Source organism: Variovorax sp. P2_H12 (assembly GCF_056403395.1).
In genome coordinates this window covers 75,452-94,573 of sequence record NZ_JBFUFO010000029.1, presented here as the reverse complement: position 1 = coordinate 94,573, position 19,122 = coordinate 75,452, and the positions used below count along the sequence as shown (strand labels likewise).

Here is a 19,122-nt window from a genome sequence, read left to right as displayed (position 1 = left end):
ACCGGCGCAGCCAAATGCCAGGGATACCGCAGAACCGGCTTTGCCGGGCCGCTGGTATCGCCCCCTCGAGGGGGAGGCGCCGCAGGCGCTTCGGGGGTGTTTCATCCTAGTGTTCTTCCTCGGCTCGCGGTGCCGCTGCCAGCGCCGCCGCCAGCTGCTGCTGCTTGGCGATCTCGCGGTACATCTGGTCGCGCCCGCTCAGGTACTGCTTGGGCCAGTCGACCTCGCGCGTTTGCAGCTTGGCGGCCTCATGCAGCGTCCAGGCCGGGTCGGCCAGGTGCGGCCGGGCGATCGCGCAGAGGTCGGCGCGGCCCGCGGCGATGATGCTGTTGGCCTGGTCGGCGTCGGTGATGGCGCCCACCGCGATGGTCGAGATGCCGACCTCGTTGCGGATCCGGTCGGCGAAGGGCGTCTGGTACATGCGGCCGTACACCGGTTTGGCGGCGCGCGTGGTCTGGCCCGAGGAGACGTCGATGAAGTCGCAGCCGGCCGCCTTGAAGGCGCGTGCCATCACGACCGCGTCGGCGTCGGTGTTGCCGCCGGGCGCCCAGTCGTGGGCCGAGATCCGCACGCTCATCGGGCGCTCGGCCGGCCAGGCGGCCCGCATCGCGCGGAACACCTCGAGCGGGTAGCGCAGGCGGTTCTCGATGCTGCCGCCGTAGTCGTCGGTGCGCAGGTTGGTCAGCGGGCTCAGGAAGGCCGACAGCAGGTAGCCGTGGGCGCAATGGAGCTCGAGCCAGTCGAAGCCGATCTCGGCGGCGCGGCGGGCGGAGGCGACGAACTGGTCGCGCATCAGGTCCATCTCGGCCCGGGTCATCGCCGCGGGCAGCTGATTCTGCTCGCCATAGGCCAGCGCGCTGGCGGCCAGCAGCGGCCAGTTGCCGTCCTCGAGCGGCTCGTCGGTGCCTTCCCAGCCGATGCGGGTCGACCCCTTGGGGCCGCTGTGGCCGAGCTGCATGCCGATCTTCGCGCTCGACTGGCCGTGGACGAAGTCGACGATGCGCTGGAACGCCGCCTGCTGGGCGTCGTTGTAGAGCCCGGTGCAGGCCGGCGAGATGCGGCCTTCGGGCGTCGGGCTGGTCATCTCGACCATCACCATCGCAGCGCCGCCGAGCGCGCGTGCGCCCAGGTGCACCAGCAGGAAGTCCTGCGGCACGCCGTCGACTGCGCTGTAGGTCGCCATCGGGGAGACCAGGATGCGGTTCTTGAGCTCGAGCCCGCGCACCTTGAGCGGCATCAGCATCGGGGCGATCGGCTTGCCGCCCGACAGCCACTGCTCGTAGCCGCCCAGCCATTGCGTGTCGCGCAGGCGCAGGTTCTCGTGGCTGATGCGCTGCGATCGCGTGAGCAGCGAATAGGCGAACTGCTCGATCTCCATGCCGGTGTAGCGCGGCACGTTCTCGAACCACTCGGTGGAGTTGCGCGCCGCGTTCTGGATCTTCAGCACTTCGACGCTGCGGCGGGCCTCGTAGGCCTCGAGCACCGGGCCGATGTCGCCGCCGCTTTCGAATTCGTTCGCCAGGTCGATCGCGTCCTCGAGCGCCAGCTTGGTGCCCGAGCCGATCGAGAAGTGCGCCGTGTGGGCGGCGTCGCCCATCAGCACCACGGGCACCGTCTTGCCGTCGACCTCGATGTGGTGCGTCCAGTGGGCGCAGACCACGCGCGGGAAGCGAATCCAGTTGGCGGAGCCGCGCAGGTGGGTGGCGTTGCTGATCAGCGTGTGGCCGCCCAGGTACTTGGCGAACAGCTTCTCGCAGAAGGCGATGGCTTCGGGCTGCTCCATCTTGTCGAGTCCGTGGGCCTGCCAGACGGCCTCGGGCGTCTCGACGATGAAGGTCGAGGTCTTGTCGTCGAACTGGTAGGCGTGGGCCTGGAACCAGCCGTGCTCGGTCTGCTCGAAGGCGAAGGTGAAGGCGTCGAAAGTCTGGTGGGTGCCGAGCCAGACGAAGCGGCACTGGCGCAGGTCGATGTCGGGCTGGTAGACCTCGGCGTAGCGCTGGCGGATGCGGCTGTTGAGGCCGTCGCTGGCGATCACGAGGTCGGCCTTGTACTGCGCCGCCAGGGCCTGGTCGTCGGTGGCGTCGGTCTCGAACACCAGCTCGACGCCGAGCTCGAGGCAGCGCTCCTGCAGGATGTTGAGCAGCCGCTTGCGCCCGATGCCGCAGAAGCCATGGCCGCCCGAACGCACCTGCCGGCCCTTGAAGAAGACCTGGATGTCGTCCCAGTGATGGAACTCGCGGCCGATCAGCGCCGCGGTGGGGGCGTCGGCGGCGGCGAGGTTGGCCAGCGTCTGGTCGCTCAGCACCACGCCCCAGCCGAAGGTGTCGAACGGGCGGTTGCGTTCGATCACCGTGACCTCCAGCGAAGGCTGCCGGGCCTTCATCAGAAGCGCGAAGTAGAGCCCAGCGGGGCCGCCGCCGATGCAGAGCACGCGGCGAAGATTCGGTGTGAAGCTATTCATGGGTAAATAGTTTAGACATAAACGATCTCGTGTCAACCATGGGAAGCCCGAGGTTCCCGGCCCCACCGGTTGACGAGCCTCATTTCGCTGGCAAGAATGTTCTGTATGCAAAGCCTGATACCGAAGATCGAGTCCCAGCTTTCCTCGCTGTCCGTTCCCATCGCGCTGCAACTCCCCGATGGCCGGCAGGTGGCCAAGGCCGGGGCCCGTGTCACCCTGGCCTTCAAGGACTGGTCCGAGCTGACCAAGCTGGCGGGTCGCCAGATCGGCTCCATCGGCGAGTCCTACGTCGAGGGCCGCATCCAGATCGAGGGCGCCATGCGCGACCTGATCGATGCCGCGGTCGGCCTGCTGCCCGGCAATCCGGCCGAGACCAACACCAGCTGGTGGAGCCGCCTGCAGCGCCGCGCCAAGTCACGCGGCTCGCATTCGCTGGGCAAGGATGCGGCCCAGATCGAGTTCCACTACGACGTCTCCGACGATTTCTACGCCTTGTGGCTCGATCCGCGGCGGGTCTATTCGTGCGCCTATTTCCGCAGCGCCGACATGACGCTGTCGCAGGCCCAGGAGGCCAAGCTCGACCACATCTGCCGCAAGCTGATGCTGAAGCCGGGCGAGCGCTACCTGGACATCGGCTCGGGCTGGGGCGCGCTGCTGATGTGGGCGGCCGAGCACTACGGCGTGGACGCCACCGGCATCACGCTGTCGAAGAACCAGCATGCCCACGTGCAGCACCTGATCGAGGAGAAGGGGCTGCAGGGTCGGGTGCGGGTCGAGCTGCGCGACTACCGCCAGCTCGACAGTGCCAAGCCCTTCGACAAGATCTCGTCGGTCGGCATGTTCGAGCACGTCGGCAGCGCCAACATGGGGACCTACTTTCGCAAGCTCCATTCGCTGCTGTTGCCCGGCGGCCTGGTGATGAACCACGGCATCACCTCGGGCCAGCTCGACTACCGGCAACTCGGCGCCGGCATGGGCGACTTCATCGAGAAGTACATCTTCCCGGGTGGCGAATTGCTGCACGTGACCCACGTGCTGCGCGAGACCGCGGCTGCGGGGCTGGAGATGGTCGATACCGAGAACCTGCGGCCGCACTATGCGCGCACGCTGTGGGCCTGGTCCGACGCCCTCGAGGCGCGGCTCGGCGAGGCGCGCGAAGTGCTCCAGCGGGGCGGCGGCCGCCAGGGGGAGAACGCCGAGGCGGGCGGGCGGGGTCGAGGCGCGCGCGCTGCGTGGCGCGCAATCGGAGTACCCTTTCGTTCGCGACCACATCTACAAATGAGAGAGGCACCATGCTGTATCGATTCCATTCGCGAGCCACCCCCCCCTTCGTGATGCTCGAAATCCACGCGCGCCAGCTGCTCGAAATCATCGGCAAGGCGCCGGCGCACGAGGGTGTCATCACGGGAGCACAGATGCCGGCCGCCATTTCGGCGCTCGAGGCGGCCGTGGCGCGCGAGGGCCGCAATGTCCACAATGCCGACGACTATGCGGTCGAGGGCCACGACAACGAAGCCGAGAAGCAGCACATCGGCCTGCACCAGCGTGCCGCGCCGCTGCTGCACATGCTCAAGGACTCGCTGGCGGACGGCAAGGACGTCATCTGGAATACTTGAGCTCGCCCCCAGGTTGCCCCGCACTTCGTGTCGGGGCGCCCACCCCCTACCGGGGGCAACACCAGCGGCCTGGCAGAGCCAGTTCCGCGGTGTTTCACCAACGGGCCTGGCTGCGCCGGCCGGTGAAACCGGCGCAGCATTTCTACTTCGGCTGCGCGTAGCGCGCCCCCTGGAAGGGGGTGGGCGGCTACACGCAGTGAGCCAACCTGGGGGTCAGTCCACCTTCGCCCCGGAGGCTTTGACGACCTTTGCCCACTTGGTGTGCTCGGAGTCGATCAGCTTGGCGAAGTCGGCGGGTGAATTGCCGCTGGGGATGGCGCCCTGGGCGACCAGTTTTTCCTTCACGGCGGGGGCGGCCAGCGCCTTCGCCACTTCCTGCTGGATGCGGTTGACGATGTCCGGCGGCGTGCCGGCCGGGGCCAGCAGGCCGAACCACGAACTGGCCTCGTAGCCCTTGAGCGCGGGGCCGCCGGCTTCCTCGACGGTCGGCACGTCAGGCAGGGCCGGCGAACGCTGCGAACTGGTCACGGCCAGCGCCTTGAGCTTGCCGCCCTTGATCTGCTGCATCGAGGACGGCAGGTTGTCGAACATCACGTCGGCATTGCCGCCCACCATGTCCATCAGCGCCGGGCCCGAGCCGCGATACGGGATGTGGGTCATGTAGCTGCCGGTCATGCTCTTGAAGAGCTCGCCCGCCAGGTGGATCGAGGTGCCGCTGCCGCTCGAGGCCATGTTGAGCTTGCCGGGATTGGCCTTCGCGTATTTGATGAAGTCGGCCACGTTGTTGATGTTGAGCGCGCGCGCCTTGTCGACGTTCATTTCCATCACGTTGGGCACCGCCGCCACCAGCGTGATCGGCACGAAGTCCTTGATCGGGTCGTAGGGCAGCTTGGGGTAGAGCGCGCGGTTGATGCCGTGCGTGCCGACCGTGCCCATCAACAGCGTGTAGCCGTCGTTCGGCGCCCGGGCGACGATCTCGGCGCCCACGTTGCCGCCGGCCCCGGCGCGGTTGTCGACGATGAACTGCTGGCCGAAGGCCTTCGACAGCTCGGGCGCCACGGCGCGGGCCAGGATGTCGGTGGTGCCGCCGGGTGCGAAGGGCACCACGATGCGCACCGGCTTGGTCGGCCAGGTGGCCTGGGCCGCTGCAGGGCCGGCCAGGAGGATCAGTGCGGCGGTCACCGCCAGCGTCAGGGCGGCGCGGCGCGGAAAAGAAGGGGAGAAGGTCATGGGCTGTTTGTAGCGGCTAAGCCGCCTTGGCGTCGCAGGTGGAAACCCCGGGCGGTCCGAAAACGACCGCCGGGCCTCAGCCGCCCAGCATGCGCCGCGCGAAGTCCTGCTCGCGCAGCCGTTCGACCACGAAATCGACGAAGAGCCGGGTCTTGGCCGGCAGCAGCTTCTTGCTCGGGTAGTAGAGCGAGATCGGCCCGTTGTCCGCATACCAGCCGGGCAGCAGGCGCACCAGCGCGCCGCTCTGCAGGGCGGGCAGGGCAAATGCCATCGGCAGCAGTGCCACGCCCAGGCCCATGACCGCGGCATCGCGCATCGCTTCGGGGTCGCTGAAGATCAGCCGCGGCCGGGTCTCTGCCACGCCTTCGTCGCCGGCCCTGTTGCGCAGTGTCCAGGCCCGCACGCGGCCGGTCGGGGAGGAGCGGCGGACGATGCCCTCGTGGGCGGCGAGGTCGCCCGGACGGCGTGGCAGCGGCTTGCCGTCCAGGTAGCTCGGAGCGGCGGTGGCCACGATGTGGATGCGCGCCAACTCGCGCGCCACCAGGCCCTGTGTCAGCTCGATGCCGCCACCGACGCCGGCATCGAAGCCTTCGCCGATCAGGTCGACCTGCCGGTTGTCGAAGTGCCAGTCGGGCAGCACGGCCGGATAGCGCGCCAGGAAGTCGGATAGCAGCGGCAGCATGTAGGCGCGGCCGAAAGCCTGGCCCATGCTGACCTTGAGGGTGCCGGCGGGCGCGCCGTCGTCCTGCGCGATGCCGGCGACGGCGTCGACCAGCGTGCCGAGGGCACCGCCGATCTGACGGAACAGGCGCTCGCCGCTTTCGGTCAGCGTCAGCTTGCGGGTGCTGCGCTGGAACAGCCGCACGCCGAGGCCGGTCTCCAGCCGCGCCACGTTCTTGCTCACGGCCGCGGGTGTGAGGCCGAGCTGGCGGGCAGCAGCTGAAAAGCTCCCGGCCTCGGCGCTGCGGACGAAGGATTCGAGGTGGCTGAGAGGCTGCATCCCGCCATTTTCAACTGATGGTTGAATTTAATGCGGCAGATTGATGGCTACCGTGAGGGCAATGGAATACCGACACTGAGGGCATACCCACTGCTTCAGGAGCAAATCATGTCCATCGTCCCCTCTGTTCAAGCCCTTCAACCCCTCCAGGCCGGCAAGGTCGCCCTCGTCACCGGCGGCTCGCGCGGCATCGGTGCCGCCGTCGTGCGGCGCCTTGCTCGCGACGGCGCCGCGGTCGCATTCACCTATGCCGCCAACGAGGCCGCGGCCCGGGCGCTGGCCAGCGAGATCGAGGCCGCCGGCGGCCATGCGCTGGCGATCCAGGCCGACAGCGCCGATGCCGGCGCGCTCGGCGCGGCGGTCGCGCTGGCGGCGAAGACCTTCGGCCGGCTCGACATCCTGGTCAACAACGCCGGTGTCTTTCTCGGCGGCAGCATCGACCAGATGACGCTCGAGGACTTCGACCGCACGCTCGACGTCAATGTGCGGGCGGTGTTCGTCGCCACGCAGGCGGCCGTGCGCCACATGGGCGAGGGCGGCCGCGTCATCACCATCGGCAGCACCAACGCCGAGCGCATGCCCTGGCCCGGCTTCGCCGCCTATGCGATGAGCAAGTCGGCACTCAGCGGCCTGACCCGCGGGCTGGCGCGCGACCTCGGGTCGCGCGGCATCACGGTCAACAACGTGCAACCCGGCCCGGTCGACACCGAGATGAATCCGGCCGGCGGTCCGAACGCCGAATCGATGCACGCGCTGATGGCGCTGCCGCGGCACGGCCGTGGCGAGGAGATCGCCGGCATGGTGGCCTACCTCGCGAGCCCCGAGGCCGCGTTCGTGACCGGCGCCAGCCTCAGCATCGACGGCGGCTTCTCAGCCTGAGGCCTGTGCATCCGCCACCGAGGCGATCAGCTTGTCGAGCGTGCCGTTGAGCTGCTGCAGTTCTTCGGCGGCGACGCCTGCGAACAGTTCGGCCTCGCGCTGGCGCGCCTGCACCACGACCGCCGCGTAGACGGCCTTGCCGGCACTGCTCAGGTGGAGCCGGCTGCGGCGCTGGTCGGTCGGGTCCTCGTGCCGGTGCAGGCGCTTGGCGCGCTGCAAACCCGCGAGGGCACGGCTCACCGCCATCTTGTCGAGCCCCGTGAGGTCGGCGAGCTGCGTCGCCGTGAGGCCGGGACAGCCGCCGAGCAACGCCATCACGCGCCATTCGTTGAGCGTGAGCTGGTGCTCGCGGCCGACGCGCTGCTGGAAGGGCCGAGCCGTCAGGTTGACGACCCGCACCAGCTTCAGGAAGACCATGTCTTCCACCGCCTCGGCGCCCGCCGGGTTCATCCCCGCAAGGTCCGGGCGGCGTTGACGATCTGCTCGGCGCCGACACGCGATTGCGCTTCGAGCACGGGCGCGTAGCCCACCGGGATGCGCGGCGCGCCCAGGCGGGCCACGCGACAGCCGGTCGCCTCGGCCGCGGTGGCCGCGATCTCGGCCCCGAAGCCCGCGGCCTGGACCGCCTCGTGAACCACCAGCAGGCGCCCGGTGCGGCAGCAGGATTCGAGCACCGCCTCGCGGTCCCACGGCCACAGCGTGCGCAGGTCGATCAGATCGACCTCGATGCCTTCGGCCGCCAGCGTCTCGCAGGCGGTGCTGCAGACCTGGATCTGCCGACCCCAGCTCACCAGCGTGAGCGCGTCGCCGCGGCGCCGGTGGGCGGCCTTGCCGAGCGGCACCTCGAGGCTTTCGTCGACCGGGCCCTGCGCGCTCCACAAGGTCTTGTGCTCGATGTAGACCACCGGATCGCCGCACTGCAGCGCGGCGCGCAGCAGCGAATAGTTGTCCTGCGGCGTGGCCGGGCAGACCACCACCACGCCCGGCAGGTGCGCGAACCAGGCTTCGAGCGACTGCGAATGCTGCGCCGCCGAGGCATCCCAGATGCCGCCGGGCATGCGGGCCACCAGCGGCACGCGGCCCTGGCCGCCGAACATGAAGCGGTTCTTGGCGGCCTGGTTGACCAGCTCGTCCATGCCGCAGAGCGCGAAATCGACCACCCGCATCTCGACCACCGGCCGCAGCCCCGCCAGCGCCATGCCGACACCGGCGCCCATGATGGCGGCCTCGGAGATCGGCGTGTCGATCACGCGCTCGGCGCCGAAGCGCTGCTGCAGGCCCCTGTACTGGCCGAAGATGCCGCCGCGGCCGACGTCCTCGCCGAGCACCACCACGCGCGGGTCGGCTTCCATCTCGCGCTGCACCGCCAGCACGGCGGCTTCGGCGTAGCTGAGCTGCCGGACCGCGGTGGCCGACAGGTCCTGTGTCATATCCATTGTCCGGCTCCGGTGGTCTGCACGTCGGTGAAGGCAGCGCCGGCGTCGGGCCAGGGCGCGGCGTCGGCGGTGGCGAGGGCCGATTCGACCTCGGCGTGGGCCTGGTTCTCGATCGCGGCCAGCGCGGCGGGCTCGATGCCGCTCGCGACCAGCCGGTCGCGCGCCCGTGCGATCGGGTCGGTCTGGAGCGCGGACGCCAGTTCGGCCGGATCCCGGTAGGCGGCGGGGTCGACCGAGACATGGCCCTTCACGCGGTAGGTGAGGGCGTGCAGCAGGCGCGGGCCGCCGCCGGCGCGCACCTCGGCGACCAGCCGGCGGGCCGCGGCGTGGACCGCGAACACCTCGTTGCCGTCGACCTGGGTGGCCGCGATGTCGAGCGCCTCGGCACGGGCCGMGGCGCCGTCGCCGGCGGTCATCGGGCCGCTGGCGGTGGTGGCGCTCCAGCGGTTGTCCTCGCAGACGAACAGCACTGGCAACCGGTACACGCGGGCCCAGTTCAGCGATTCGAGGAAGGGCCCGCGATTGATCGCGCCGTCGCCGAAGAAGCAGACCGTGATGGCGTCCTTTTTCTGCAGTTTCTGGGCGTGCGCCGCACCGACCGCGATCGGCAGGCCGGCCGCGACCACGCCATTGGCGCCCAGCATGCCGACCGAGAAGTCGGCGATGTGCATCGAGCCGCCCTTGCCGCCGTTGAAGCCGCTGGCCTTGCCGAACAGCTCGCACATCATGCGGCTCAGGTCGGCGCCCTTGGCCAGCGTGTGGCCATGGCCGCGATGGGTGGAAGTCAGGTAGTCGGCGGGCGCCAGGTGGGCGCAGACGCCGGCCGGCACGGCCTCCTGGCCGGTCGACAGATGCAGCGGCCCGCGCACCTTGGCGGCTCCCGCCGCTTCCTGGCCATAGGCGCTGACGCCGCCCTGGCTGGCCGCCTCGGCGGCGTTCTCGAAGGCGCGAATGCGCACCATCGTGCGGTAGAGCGCCAGGCGCTCCGGCGCTGAAATCTCAGAATCCATCTTGTCTCCGGCTCATGCACCACGTGCACTCAGCCAGAAATCGTATCGGTTGTGACTAATCAGGCGGCCGCGCATTTACCCGCAGGGATTGTCCTGATGCCGCCGCACCGAGCGGCAGACATAGTTAGTTCGTTGCTCAAACTAATAGAGCCGCACAACCTCAAAGCTGGAGACGACCCCATGAAGCTCGCCCGTACCCTTTCTGCCCTGGCCGTCCTGGCCCTGGGCCTCAGCGCCCTCGGCGCCGCTGCCCAGACCGTGGTCGGCGTGAGCTGGTCCAATTTCCAGGAAGAGCGCTGGAAGACCGACGAGGCCGCGATCAAGGCCCAGCTCGAGAAGCTCGGCGCCAAGTACATCAGCGCCGATGCCGGCGGCTCGCCCGAGAAGCAGCTCGGCGACATCGAGGGCCTGATGTCCAAGGGCGCCAAGGCGTTGATCGTGCTCGCGATGGACAAGGACGCGATCCTGCCGGCGGTCAACAAGGCGATGAAGCAGAAGGTGCCGGTGGTGGCCTACGACCGGCTGATCGAGACGCCCGGCGTGTTCTACATCACCTTCGACAACACCGAGGTCGGGCGGATGCAGGCGCGCGCCGTCTACACGGTCCAGCCCAAGGGCAACTACGTGATGATCAAGGGCTCGCCGACCGATCCGAATGCCAACTTCCTGCGGGCCGGCCAACAGGAGGTGATCGCCGAGGCGGTCAAGAAGGGCGATATCAAGATCGTCGGCGACGAGTTCACCGACGGCTGGAAGCCCGAGGTGGCGCAGAAGAACATGGAGCAGATCCTCACCAAGGCCGGCAACAAGGTCGATGCGGTGGTGGCCTCGAACGACGGCACGGCCGGCGGCGCGGTGGCGGCGCTCACGGCCAAGGGCATCCGCGGCATTCCGGTGTCGGGCCAGGACGCCGACTTCGCGGCGCTGAACCGGATCGCGCTTGGCACGCAGACCGTCTCGGTCTGGAAGGACTCGCGCGAGCTGGGCCGCGAGGCCGCCTCGGCGGCGGTCGCGCTGGCCGGCGGCAAGCCGGCCGAGAAGGCCGTCGACTGGAGCGGTGGCGAAAAGAAGCTGGCGATCTCCTCACGCTTCCTGACCCCGGTGCCGATCACGCGCGACAACCTCGACGTGGTCGTGAAGGCGGGCTGGATCAAGAAGGACGAGCTCTGCAAGGGCGTGAGCGGCGACAAGGCCCCTCCCGCCTGCAAGTGAAGTTCACCCCCAGGTTGGCCCACTTCGTGTGGCCGCCCACCCCATCTCCGGGGGCAACACCAGCGGCCCGGCAAAGCCGGTTCCACGGTGTTCTTGAAAGGAGGCGATCCCCATGAACGCGTCACCGAACATGTGGCGTCGCAGCGGGGTCGATCTCCGGCTGCTGCTGATGAGCGTGCTGCTGGTGGCGATGGCGATCGTTTTCCATGTGATGTCGGGCGGCGTGTTCCTGTCGCCCGAGAACCTCTACAACATCGCGCAGCAGACCGCGGTGGTCGGCATCGTCTCGACCGTGATGGTGCTGGTCATCGTGGCGCGCCACATCGATCTGTCGGTCGGGTCGGTGATGGGCTTCGTCGGCGTGCTGATCGCCTACTTGCAGTACAGCGCGGGCTGGTCGTGGCCGGCGGCCTGCCTGGCCGGGCTGGCCGTGGCGCTGCTGGTGTCGCTCTACCAGGGCGGGCTCACCGCGGTGCTGGGCGTGCCGTCCTTCGTGGTCACGCTGGGCGGCCTGATGTCCTTCCGCGGCGCGGCCTTCCTGGTCGCCGACGGCAAGACCCAGCCGGTCAACGACGAGTTCTTCCAGCGCCTGGGCGGCGGCTACGACGGCGGCATCGGCACCACCGCGTCCTGGGTGCTGGCGGCGCTGGTGGCGGTGGCGGTGTTCGCGCGCATGCTGCAGAAGCGGCGCGCGCGGCAGCGCCACGAGATGCCGGTCGAGCCGCTGTGGCTGGACCTGCTGCTGGCCGCGCTGCCGGCGGCGGCGGTGTTCGCCTTCGCCGCCACCATGAACAGCTACCAGATCTCGTCCAAGACCGAGGCCCAGGGCATCCCGATCCCGGTGCTGATCTGGGCGGTGGTGGCGGTGGTGCTGTCGTTCATCGTGCATCGCACGCGCTTCGGCCGCTATGTGTTCGCGATGGGCGGCAACCCCGACGCGGCGGCGCTGGTCGGCATCCCGGTCCAGCGCGTGACGCTGATGCTGTTCGCGCTGCTGGCGGTGCTGGTGACCATTGCCGCGATCGTCTCGATCGCGCGGCTCAACGCCGGCACCAATTCGCTGGGCACCGGCATGGAGCTGTACGTGATCGCCGCCGCGGTGATCGGCGGCACGGCGCTGGCGGGCGGCAGCGGCTCGATCTTCGGTTCGGTGCTGGGGGCACTGATCATGCAGTCGCTCGACAGCGGCATGCTGCTGCTCGACGTCCCGATCGGCAAGCGGATGGTGATCATCGGGCAGGTGCTGATCGTGGCGGTGGTCTTCGACGTGCTGTATCGCAAGAAGTTCGGGGAGAACTGAGATGAGCGCCAACCCACCCCTGGTCGAGCTGCGCGAGATCCGCAAGGCCTTCGGCGGCGTGAAGGCGGTCGACGGCGTCAGCGTCAACCTCTATCCGGGCGAAGTGGTGGCGCTGCTGGGCCACAACGGCGCCGGCAAGTCGACCCTGATGAAGATGCTCGCCGGCGCCTACCCGATCGACTCCGGCGACACGCTGATCGCAGGCGAAAAGGTCAACATCCGCACGCCCTCCGAAGCCCAGGCGCAGGGCATCGAGACCATCTACCAGACCTTGGCGCTGGCCGACAACCTCGACTCGGTCGCCAACCTGTTCCTCGGCCGCGAGAAGCTCACGCCGTGGCGCACGCTGGACGATCACTTCATGGAAGGCCAGGCGCGCCGCGTGTTCCAGCGCCTGAACAAGAACTTCACCAACATCCGGGTGCCGGTGCGGCGCCTGTCGGGCGGCCAGCGGCAAGCGGTGGCGATCTCGCGGGCGCTGTACTTCAACGCCCGCATCCTGATCATGGACGAGCCCTGCGCCGCGCTCGGACCCGAGGAGACCGCGATGGTCGGCGCGCTGGTGAAGCAGCTCAAGGCCGACGGCGTGGGCATCTTCCTGATCACCCACGACATGCCCGACGTGTTCGGCCTCAGCGACCGGCTCGCGGTCATGAAGAACGGCCGGCTGGTCGGCACCTACCGCACGGCCGACGTGACCGAGGACGAGGTGCTCGGAATGATCATTGCCGGCAAGCGGCCCGAGGGCAAGCCTCAGGCCGAGCACGCGGCGGGTACATGAGCCCCCACGCTCTGCACTGCGTGTCGTCGCTGCCCCCCGAGGGGGCGCAGTCCGCCCTTGGGGCGGCCCGGCGAGCGGCCTGAGGCCAGGGACGGATGAAGACGACCGGCGACCAGCAACTGGTCAAGCGCATCAACCGCAGCGTGCTGCTGCGCCTGCTGCGGGCCCGGCCGGGGCTGTCGCGCGCCCGGCTCGCCGCGGAAAGCGGCCTGACCAAGTCGACCGTGAGCCTGCTGGTGCGCGAACTGCTCGACGACGGCTGGCTTGACGAAACCGGCCCACCTGTGGCCGACGGCCTGGGCCGGCCGTCGACGCCGCTGTCCATCCACGTCGGCGTGCGCGCGCTGGTCGGCGTCGAGATTGCGATCGAGGTGGTGCGCGTGGTCTGCGTGTCGCTGCGGGGCGAGGTGCTGTACTCCGAATCGCAGCCGCTGGCCGATCATGCGCCGCCGCTGGTGTGCGCGCAGGTCGCGCGCATGGTGGCGGCGGCGCACGTGCACCTGCTGGCCGCGGGCCTGCGGCTGTCGGGCATCGGCGTCGGCGTGCCGGGCGCGGTGGACGACGCCACCGGCACGGTGCGCTTCGCGCCCAACCTGGGTTGGCGTCAACTGAGCCTGTTGCCGGGATTGACCGAAGCGCTGGCGCGCGAAGGCGTGTCGGGTGTCACGGTGCAGCTGCAGAACGACGCCGACGCGGCCGCGCTCGGCGAATTCGAGTTCTCGGACGGCGAGGGCGAGGACCCGCTGATCTTCGTCAGCTGCGACGTCGGCGTCGGCGCCGGCATCGTGCTCAACGACCGCCTGTTCATCGGCGCGCGCGGGATGGCCGGCGAGATCGGACACACCGTGCTGCAGATCGACGGCCCGCGCTGTTCGTGCGGGCGCCAGGGCTGCGCCGAAGTGTTCCTCGGCTCGCGCGTGCTCGACCGCGATGCGGACGGCCCGGCGCGCGCCGCCCGCTACCTCGGGGTGCTGTTGCAGAACCTGTGGGTCACCTTCGAGCCGCGCGCGATCGTGGTCGGCGGCAAGTCCTGCGATGCGCACCCGGACTTTTTGGCGGGCGCGATCGAGACCGTGCGGCGCTACGCCGAAAGTGCCGGCCTGCCGCCGCCGGTGGTGCGTCCGGCGCGCTATGGCGAATGGGCGCCCGCGGTCGGGGCGGCTGCGCTGGCGCTCCATGAGTACCTGCGCCCGCTGCATCCGGATTCGAAGGCGCGGCGCGAGCGCGCGGCGGCGGTCGACGCGCAATGAAAAAGCTCCCCTAAGGGTGCTGCGCCGTCGGCGGTCACTCCGGGCGAAGGGCCGCTCGCTCCTCGGCGCTGTCGTCGTCGCGCCAGCGCCTGAGCCGCCGGTAGAGCGTGCCGCGCGACACTCGCAACTGCCGCGCCGCATGCGAGATGTTGCCGTGGTGCGCGGCCAGGGTTTCCTCGATCAGCTTGCGGCCGTGTCCTTGCAGGGTGGCATCGCTTGCGTTCGGATCGCTGGCTTCGACCGACTGCGGCGGCACGTCGGCGGCGGCAGCCGGCGCCTCGGGTGGCGGCACCGGCGCTGCGGCGGGCACGCTCACGGCGTGGCGGAAATCGATGCCGTCCTGCGCATGTGTCCGGGCCTGCAGCCAGACGCCGAGCCCGCTCGCGAGCCGCACCGGCTGTGCCGCTTCGCGGCGCCCGAGGCGCAGCAGCCCGGCGACGTCGAGGCCGAACAGCAACTCGACGTCGCAGGGTCCCGCCTCGGGCAGGCCGCCGATCAGCCGCGCACCGGCCGCGTTGAGCCAGGCCACGGTGCCATCGGGGGCGATGCCGGCCAGCGCCTCGAGCGGTGTGCCCAGCAGCGTCGGGTTGGCCTGGAAGCGCAGCACCAGGCGGTCGCGCGACTGCGCCAGCAGCAGGCGGTTCTCGATCGTGGTGGCGTAGAGCGCGACCATCGAGGCCGCGTCGAAGCCGAAGCGGCGCGATTCCACCGACAGGTCGAGCACGCCGGCCAGCTGCCCGTGCACGTCGCGGATCGGTGCCGCCGCGCATTGCATGGCCCGCAGGCATTCGAAATAGTGCTCGGCGCCATCGACCGTGCAGGCCTGGCCGGTACTCGCCACGATGCCGGGCGCGGTGGTGCCGACCACGCTCTCGGCGATGTTGACGCCCAGCCGCGCCGTGCGGTGCAGGATCGGCTGCTGGGCCGCGGCCGGATGGTGCGTCACGTGGACGATCACGCCCTGCGCATCGGTCAGCAGCACGCGGCAATCGGTGCCGGCCAGCGCGCTCTCCATGTCCACCAGCTCGCTGCGCGCGGCCGCCAGCAGTTCGCGGTTGCGCGCCAGCGTGGCATGCAGGCGGCTCGGCGTGACCGCATCGAAGGCCACCGCGCGGCGGGTGTCGGCATGGGCGCGCGCACAGCGCATCCAGGACTGAATCACGGCCTCGCCGACCAGCCCGGAAGGGCGCACGCCCTCCTCGAAGAACTGGGTCCGCGCCAGCGCCACGCGTTCGGCCGGCGTGGTGGCGAACAGCTGAAGTGGGCCGCCGGCCGGGGTGCGCGTCGAAAGGGCCACGGGGCGACTCCAGAGCTAGGAAGAGGGTCGAATTTGTTCCGCAATGGAACAGTCCGGGTCTAGGGAAATCCCGAGGATGATCAAAGTGCCGGCGCGCACGATCCTTCGTCTTGCAACGACAGGAGACGACACGATGACGAAATATCACGCCGCGCTGGCGCTCGGCGCGCTGCTGTGCCTGGGCGCCGCGAGCGATTCCCCGGCGCAGACGGCCAAAGGCTCGCCCGAGCACATCAAGGCCGCCACGCAGCGCGTGGACGGCGCCTTCATCCGGGCCAATGCGGCCAAGACGCCCGACTGGCCCAGCTACGGCCTCGACTTCGCCGAGACCCGCTTCAGCAAGCTCGACCAGGTCAACACCGGCAACGTGAAGGACCTGGGCCTGGTCTGGTCCTACGACCTGCAATCTACGCGCGGCGTCGAGGCCACGCCGCTGGTGGTCGACGGCATCATGTACGTCACCGCCTCCTGGAGCGTGGTGCATGCGATCGATGCGCGCACCGGCAAGAAGATCTGGAGCTACGACCCGAAGGTCGACCGCGCGAAGGGCTTCAAGGGCTGCTGCGACGTGGTCAACCGCGGCGTGGCGCTGCACCAGGGCAAGGTCTATGTGGGCGCCTACGACGGCCGCCTGATCGCGCTCGACGCCGCCACCGGGCAGGTGGTGTGGGAGAAGGACACCATCATCGACCACAGCCGCGCCTACACCATCACCGGCGCGCCGCGCGTCTTCAAGGGCAAGGTGATCATCGGCAACGGCGGCGCCGAGTACGGCGTGCGCGGCTACGTCACGGCCTACGACGCCGCCTCGGGCGAGCAGAAGTGGCGCTGGTTCGTGGTGCCGGGCGATCCGTCCAAGCCCTTCGAGGACGCCTCGATGGCCAAGGCGGCGAAGACCTGGGACCCGAGCAACAAGTACTGGGAGTCGGGCGGCGGCGGCACTGCCTGGGATTCGCTCACCTTCGACCCCGAACTCAACCTGATGTACGTGGGCACCGGCAACGGTTCGCCCTGGGCCCGCAGCCTGCGCAGCCCGAAGGGCGGCGACAACCTCTACCTGGCGTCGATCGTGGCGCTCGACCCCGACACCGGCAAGTACAAGTGGCACTACCAGGAGACGCCCGGCGACAACTGGGACTACACCTCGACCCAGCCGATGATCCTGGCCGACATCAAGGTCGACGGCAAGCCGCGCAAGGTGATCCTGCACGCGCCCAAGAACGGCTTCTTCTTCGTCATCGACCGCACCAACGGCAAGTTCATCTCGGCGAAGAACTTCGTCCAGGTCAATTGGGCCACGGGCTACGACAAGAACGGCCGGCCGATCGAGGTGGCCTCGGCGCGCGATGGCACCAAGCCCAACGACAGCATCCCCGGCCCCTTCGGCGCCCACAACTGGCACCCGATGTCCTTCAATCCGCAGACGGGGCTGGCCTACCTGCCGGCGCAGCACGTGCCGCTGAACCTGATGGATGACAAGGCCTGGAAGTTCAACGAGAACGCACCGGGCCGGCCGCATGCGGCGCTGGGCTGGAACACGGCCAAGTTCGCCAACGCCGAGCCGCCGACCAGCAAGCCGATGGGCCGGCTGGTCGCGTGGGACCCGGTCGCGCAGAAGGAGGCCTGGGGCGTCGACTACGTGTCGCCGTGGAACGGCGGCACCCTCACGACGGCCGGCAACCTGGTGTTCCAGGGCACGGCGGACGGGCGGCTGGTGGCCTACAACGCCAAGAACGGCGAGAAGCTCTGGGAAACGCCCACCGGCACCGGCGTGGTGGCGGCGCCGGCCACCTTCATGGTCGACGGCAAGCAGTACGTGTCGGTGGCGGTCGGCTGGGGCGGCGTCTACGGGCTGGCGCAGCGGGCCACCGAGCGGCAGGGCCCGGGAACGGTCTACACCTTCGCGGTCGGCGGCAATGCGCCCAAGCCGGAGTTCGTGCAGTACCGCATGGACAAGCTGCTGCAGGGCGTCAAGTACGACCCCGCCAAAGTGGAGGCCGGGACCTACCTGTACGTGAGCAACTGCGTCTTCTGCCACGGGGTGCCCGGCGTCGACCGTGGCGGCAACATCCCGAACCTGGGCTACATGAACTCGTCGTACATCGAGAACCTCGACAAGTACGTCTTCAAGGGCCCGGCGACGGAGCGCGGCATGCCGGACTTCAGCGGCAAGCTGACGGCCGAGGACGTCGACAAAATCAAGGCCTTCATCCAGGGAACCGCCGACGCGATCCGCCCGAAGTGATTGTTGCTCGCCCCCAGGTTGCCCGGCACTTCGTGTCCGGGCGCCCACCCCCTACCGGGGGCAACACCAGTGGCCCGGCAAAGCCGGTTCCACGGTGTTTCACCAACGGGCCTGGCTGCGCCGGCCGGTGGTGATGTCGGCGCTGTGGTTTTTCTTCGGCTGCGCGTAGCGCGCCTGTTCGTGAGCAGTCGCGGAACCGGCTTTGCCGGGCCGCTGACTGCGCCCCCGGCAGGGGGTGGGCGTCCCGACACGAAGTGCGGGACAACCTGGGGGCGAGCCAAAGCTAGTCTGCGTAGACGCCCGCAGCCTTGATGATTGGGCTCCATTTCGCGATCTCGGCAGCCACGAACTTCTTGTGGCCTTCAGGCTCGATGCGGCCATCGCTCGCCACCACGGCGCCCAGGCCTTCCTGCTTCTTGATGAACTCGGGGTCCTTGAGGGCGACCTTGAGCGCGTCGTTGAGCTTCTTGGCGATGGCCGGCGGCGTGCCCTTGGGGGCGTACAGGCCGTGCCAGATCGTCACTTCGAAGTCCTTCAGGCCCTCTTCCTGGAGCGTCGGCAGGTTCTTCAGCAGCGGCGTCGTCAGGCGCTTGGGCGTGGTCACGGCATAGGCCTTGACCTTCTTGGCCTCGATCTGCGGCGAGGTATTGGTGGTCTGGTCGCACAGGAGGTCGATCTGGCCGCCGATCAGGTCGGTGATCGCGGGCGCCGTGCCCTTGTACGGCACCGCCGTCATCTCGGTCTTCATCGCGCTCTGGTAGAGCAGGCCGCACAGGTGCGAGGCCGAGCCGACGCCGGCGTTGCCGAGGTTGATCTTGCCCTTGTTGGCGGCGATCCAGGCGCTCAGTTCCTTGTAGTTGTTGGCCGCCATCTGCGGTTTGGCGATCAGCGTCATCGGCACGTCGTTGACGATGCCCAGGTATTCGAAGTCGGTCTCGACCTTGAACGGCACGTTGCGCACCAGCGTCGGAATGGTCGACATGCCGATGTGGTTCAAGAGCAGGGTGTGGCCGTCCGGGTTGGCGCGCGCCACCTTGGCCGCGCCGATCGAGCTGCCGGCGCCGGGTACGTTGTCGATCACGATGCTGATGCCGCCCAGGGGCTTGCGCAACGCTTCCGCGAGGTCGCGTGCGACGCGGTCGGTCGGGCCGCCGGCGGAAAATGGCACCACGATGCTGATGGGCTTGCTGCCCGGGAATTCCTGGGCATGGACGCCCACGGCGGCGGTGGCGATCGCCGTGATAGCGAGCAGTTTCTTCATGCTGTCTCCAATTTGAGAAGGCCGCAAGTTTATCGGCTGACCAGAACCTGACGAAAGCTGATTTTCCCCAAGTCCTGATCCAGGCCAAGGAATGCGCACGAACCGTGATTTTCCGCCGCGCCGCTGTGGGCCGGCGCCATCGCG

General features: G+C 69.2%; 16 protein-coding genes. 8 read left to right on the top strand and 8 right to left on the bottom strand.

Annotated elements, in window-relative coordinates:
- Positions 1-106: 106 nt before the first annotated feature.
- Entirely contained in the window at positions 107-2,461 is a 2,355-nt protein-coding gene (locus AC1DYK_RS22335; protein ID WP_478168316.1) for a bifunctional salicylyl-CoA 5-hydroxylase/oxidoreductase, read from the bottom strand.
- A 105-nt stretch (positions 2,462-2,566) separates the two neighbouring features.
- On the opposite strand from AC1DYK_RS22335, the gene AC1DYK_RS22330 reads away from it, so the two are divergent.
- Positions 2,567-3,796, top strand: coding sequence for a class I SAM-dependent methyltransferase (locus tag AC1DYK_RS22330; protein ID WP_478168315.1), 1,230 nt, complete (start codon positions 2,567-2,569; stop codon positions 3,794-3,796).
- A complete protein-coding gene (locus AC1DYK_RS22325; protein WP_478168314.1) occupies positions 3,754-4,077 on the top strand; it encodes a DUF1840 domain-containing protein in 324 nt (107 codons plus the stop codon). Before AC1DYK_RS22330 ends, AC1DYK_RS22325 begins: the two co-directional genes overlap by 43 nt.
- Before the next feature lie 213 nt (positions 4,078-4,290).
- On the opposite strand, the gene AC1DYK_RS22320 is transcribed toward AC1DYK_RS22325, so the two are convergent.
- Both AC1DYK_RS22320 and AC1DYK_RS22315 read right to left on the bottom strand, forming a co-directional pair.
- A complete protein-coding gene (locus AC1DYK_RS22320) occupies positions 4,291-5,307 on the bottom strand; it encodes a Bug family tripartite tricarboxylate transporter substrate binding protein (protein ID WP_478168313.1) in 1,017 nt (338 codons plus the stop codon).
- A 76-nt stretch (positions 5,308-5,383) separates the two neighbouring features.
- Positions 5,384-6,307, bottom strand: coding sequence for a LysR substrate-binding domain-containing protein (locus AC1DYK_RS22315; protein WP_478168312.1), 924 nt, complete (start codon positions 6,305-6,307; stop codon positions 5,384-5,386).
- Between the two features lie 108 nt (positions 6,308-6,415).
- Between AC1DYK_RS22315 and AC1DYK_RS22310 the strand changes: the two genes are divergently transcribed.
- On the top strand, positions 6,416-7,186 hold the full coding sequence (locus tag AC1DYK_RS22310) for an SDR family oxidoreductase (protein WP_478168311.1): 771 nt from the start codon (positions 6,416-6,418) through the stop codon (positions 7,184-7,186).
- On the opposite strand, the gene AC1DYK_RS22305 is transcribed toward AC1DYK_RS22310, so the two are convergent.
- The 3 genes from AC1DYK_RS22305 to AC1DYK_RS22295 are packed head-to-tail and all read right to left on the bottom strand — an operon-like array spanning position 7,178 to position 9,632.
- Entirely contained in the window at positions 7,178-7,636 is a 459-nt protein-coding gene (locus AC1DYK_RS22305; protein ID WP_478168310.1) for a MarR family winged helix-turn-helix transcriptional regulator, read from the bottom strand. The genes AC1DYK_RS22310 and AC1DYK_RS22305 overlap by 9 nt on opposite strands.
- Complete coding sequence (locus AC1DYK_RS22300) at positions 7,633-8,622, bottom strand: alpha-ketoacid dehydrogenase subunit beta (RefSeq protein ID WP_478168309.1); 990 nt, start codon at positions 8,620-8,622, stop codon at positions 7,633-7,635. The genes AC1DYK_RS22305 and AC1DYK_RS22300 overlap by 4 nt, the downstream gene beginning before the upstream one ends.
- Positions 8,613-9,632: a thiamine pyrophosphate-dependent dehydrogenase E1 component subunit alpha gene (locus tag AC1DYK_RS22295; RefSeq protein WP_478168308.1), complete on the bottom strand. Its 1,020-nt coding sequence runs from the start codon at positions 9,630-9,632 to the stop codon at positions 8,613-8,615. Before AC1DYK_RS22295 ends, AC1DYK_RS22300 begins: the two co-directional genes overlap by 10 nt.
- 180 nt (positions 9,633-9,812) lie before the next feature.
- Between AC1DYK_RS22295 and xylF the strand changes: the two genes are divergently transcribed.
- The 4 genes from xylF to AC1DYK_RS22275 all read left to right on the top strand — a co-directional run bounded on the left by xylF (position 9,813) and on the right by AC1DYK_RS22275 (position 14,175).
- Complete coding sequence (gene xylF, locus AC1DYK_RS22290; protein ID WP_478168307.1) at positions 9,813-10,844, top strand: D-xylose ABC transporter substrate-binding protein; 1,032 nt, start codon at positions 9,813-9,815, stop codon at positions 10,842-10,844.
- Positions 10,845-10,956: 112 nt separating this feature from the next.
- A complete protein-coding gene (locus AC1DYK_RS22285; protein WP_478168306.1) occupies positions 10,957-12,144 on the top strand; it encodes a sugar ABC transporter permease in 1,188 nt (395 codons plus the stop codon).
- Position 12,145: 1 nt separating this feature from the next.
- Positions 12,146-12,925 (top strand): ATP-binding cassette domain-containing protein, encoded by a 780-nt coding sequence (locus tag AC1DYK_RS22280; protein ID WP_478168305.1) that lies wholly within the window; start codon positions 12,146-12,148, stop codon positions 12,923-12,925.
- Between the two features lie 95 nt (positions 12,926-13,020).
- Positions 13,021-14,175 (top strand): ROK family transcriptional regulator, encoded by a 1,155-nt coding sequence (locus AC1DYK_RS22275; RefSeq protein ID WP_478168304.1) that lies wholly within the window; start codon positions 13,021-13,023, stop codon positions 14,173-14,175.
- 34 nt (positions 14,176-14,209) lie between these two features.
- On the opposite strand, the gene AC1DYK_RS22270 is transcribed toward AC1DYK_RS22275, so the two are convergent.
- Positions 14,210-15,472 (bottom strand): helix-turn-helix domain-containing protein, encoded by a 1,263-nt coding sequence (locus tag AC1DYK_RS22270; protein WP_478168303.1) that lies wholly within the window; start codon positions 15,470-15,472, stop codon positions 14,210-14,212.
- A gap of 133 nt (positions 15,473-15,605) precedes the next feature.
- Between AC1DYK_RS22270 and AC1DYK_RS22265 the strand changes: the two genes are divergently transcribed.
- The gene (locus tag AC1DYK_RS22265) at positions 15,606-17,717 is read left to right on the top strand and encodes a PQQ-dependent dehydrogenase, methanol/ethanol family (protein WP_478168302.1); all 2,112 of its coding nucleotides are present in this window, start codon (positions 15,606-15,608) and stop codon (positions 17,715-17,717) included.
- Positions 17,718-18,000: 283 nt separating this feature from the next.
- Here AC1DYK_RS22265 and AC1DYK_RS22260 read toward each other — a convergent pair whose 3' ends face one another.
- A complete protein-coding gene (locus AC1DYK_RS22260; protein WP_478168301.1) occupies positions 18,001-18,978 on the bottom strand; it encodes a tripartite tricarboxylate transporter substrate-binding protein in 978 nt (325 codons plus the stop codon).
- Positions 18,979-19,122 lie beyond the last annotated feature (144 nt).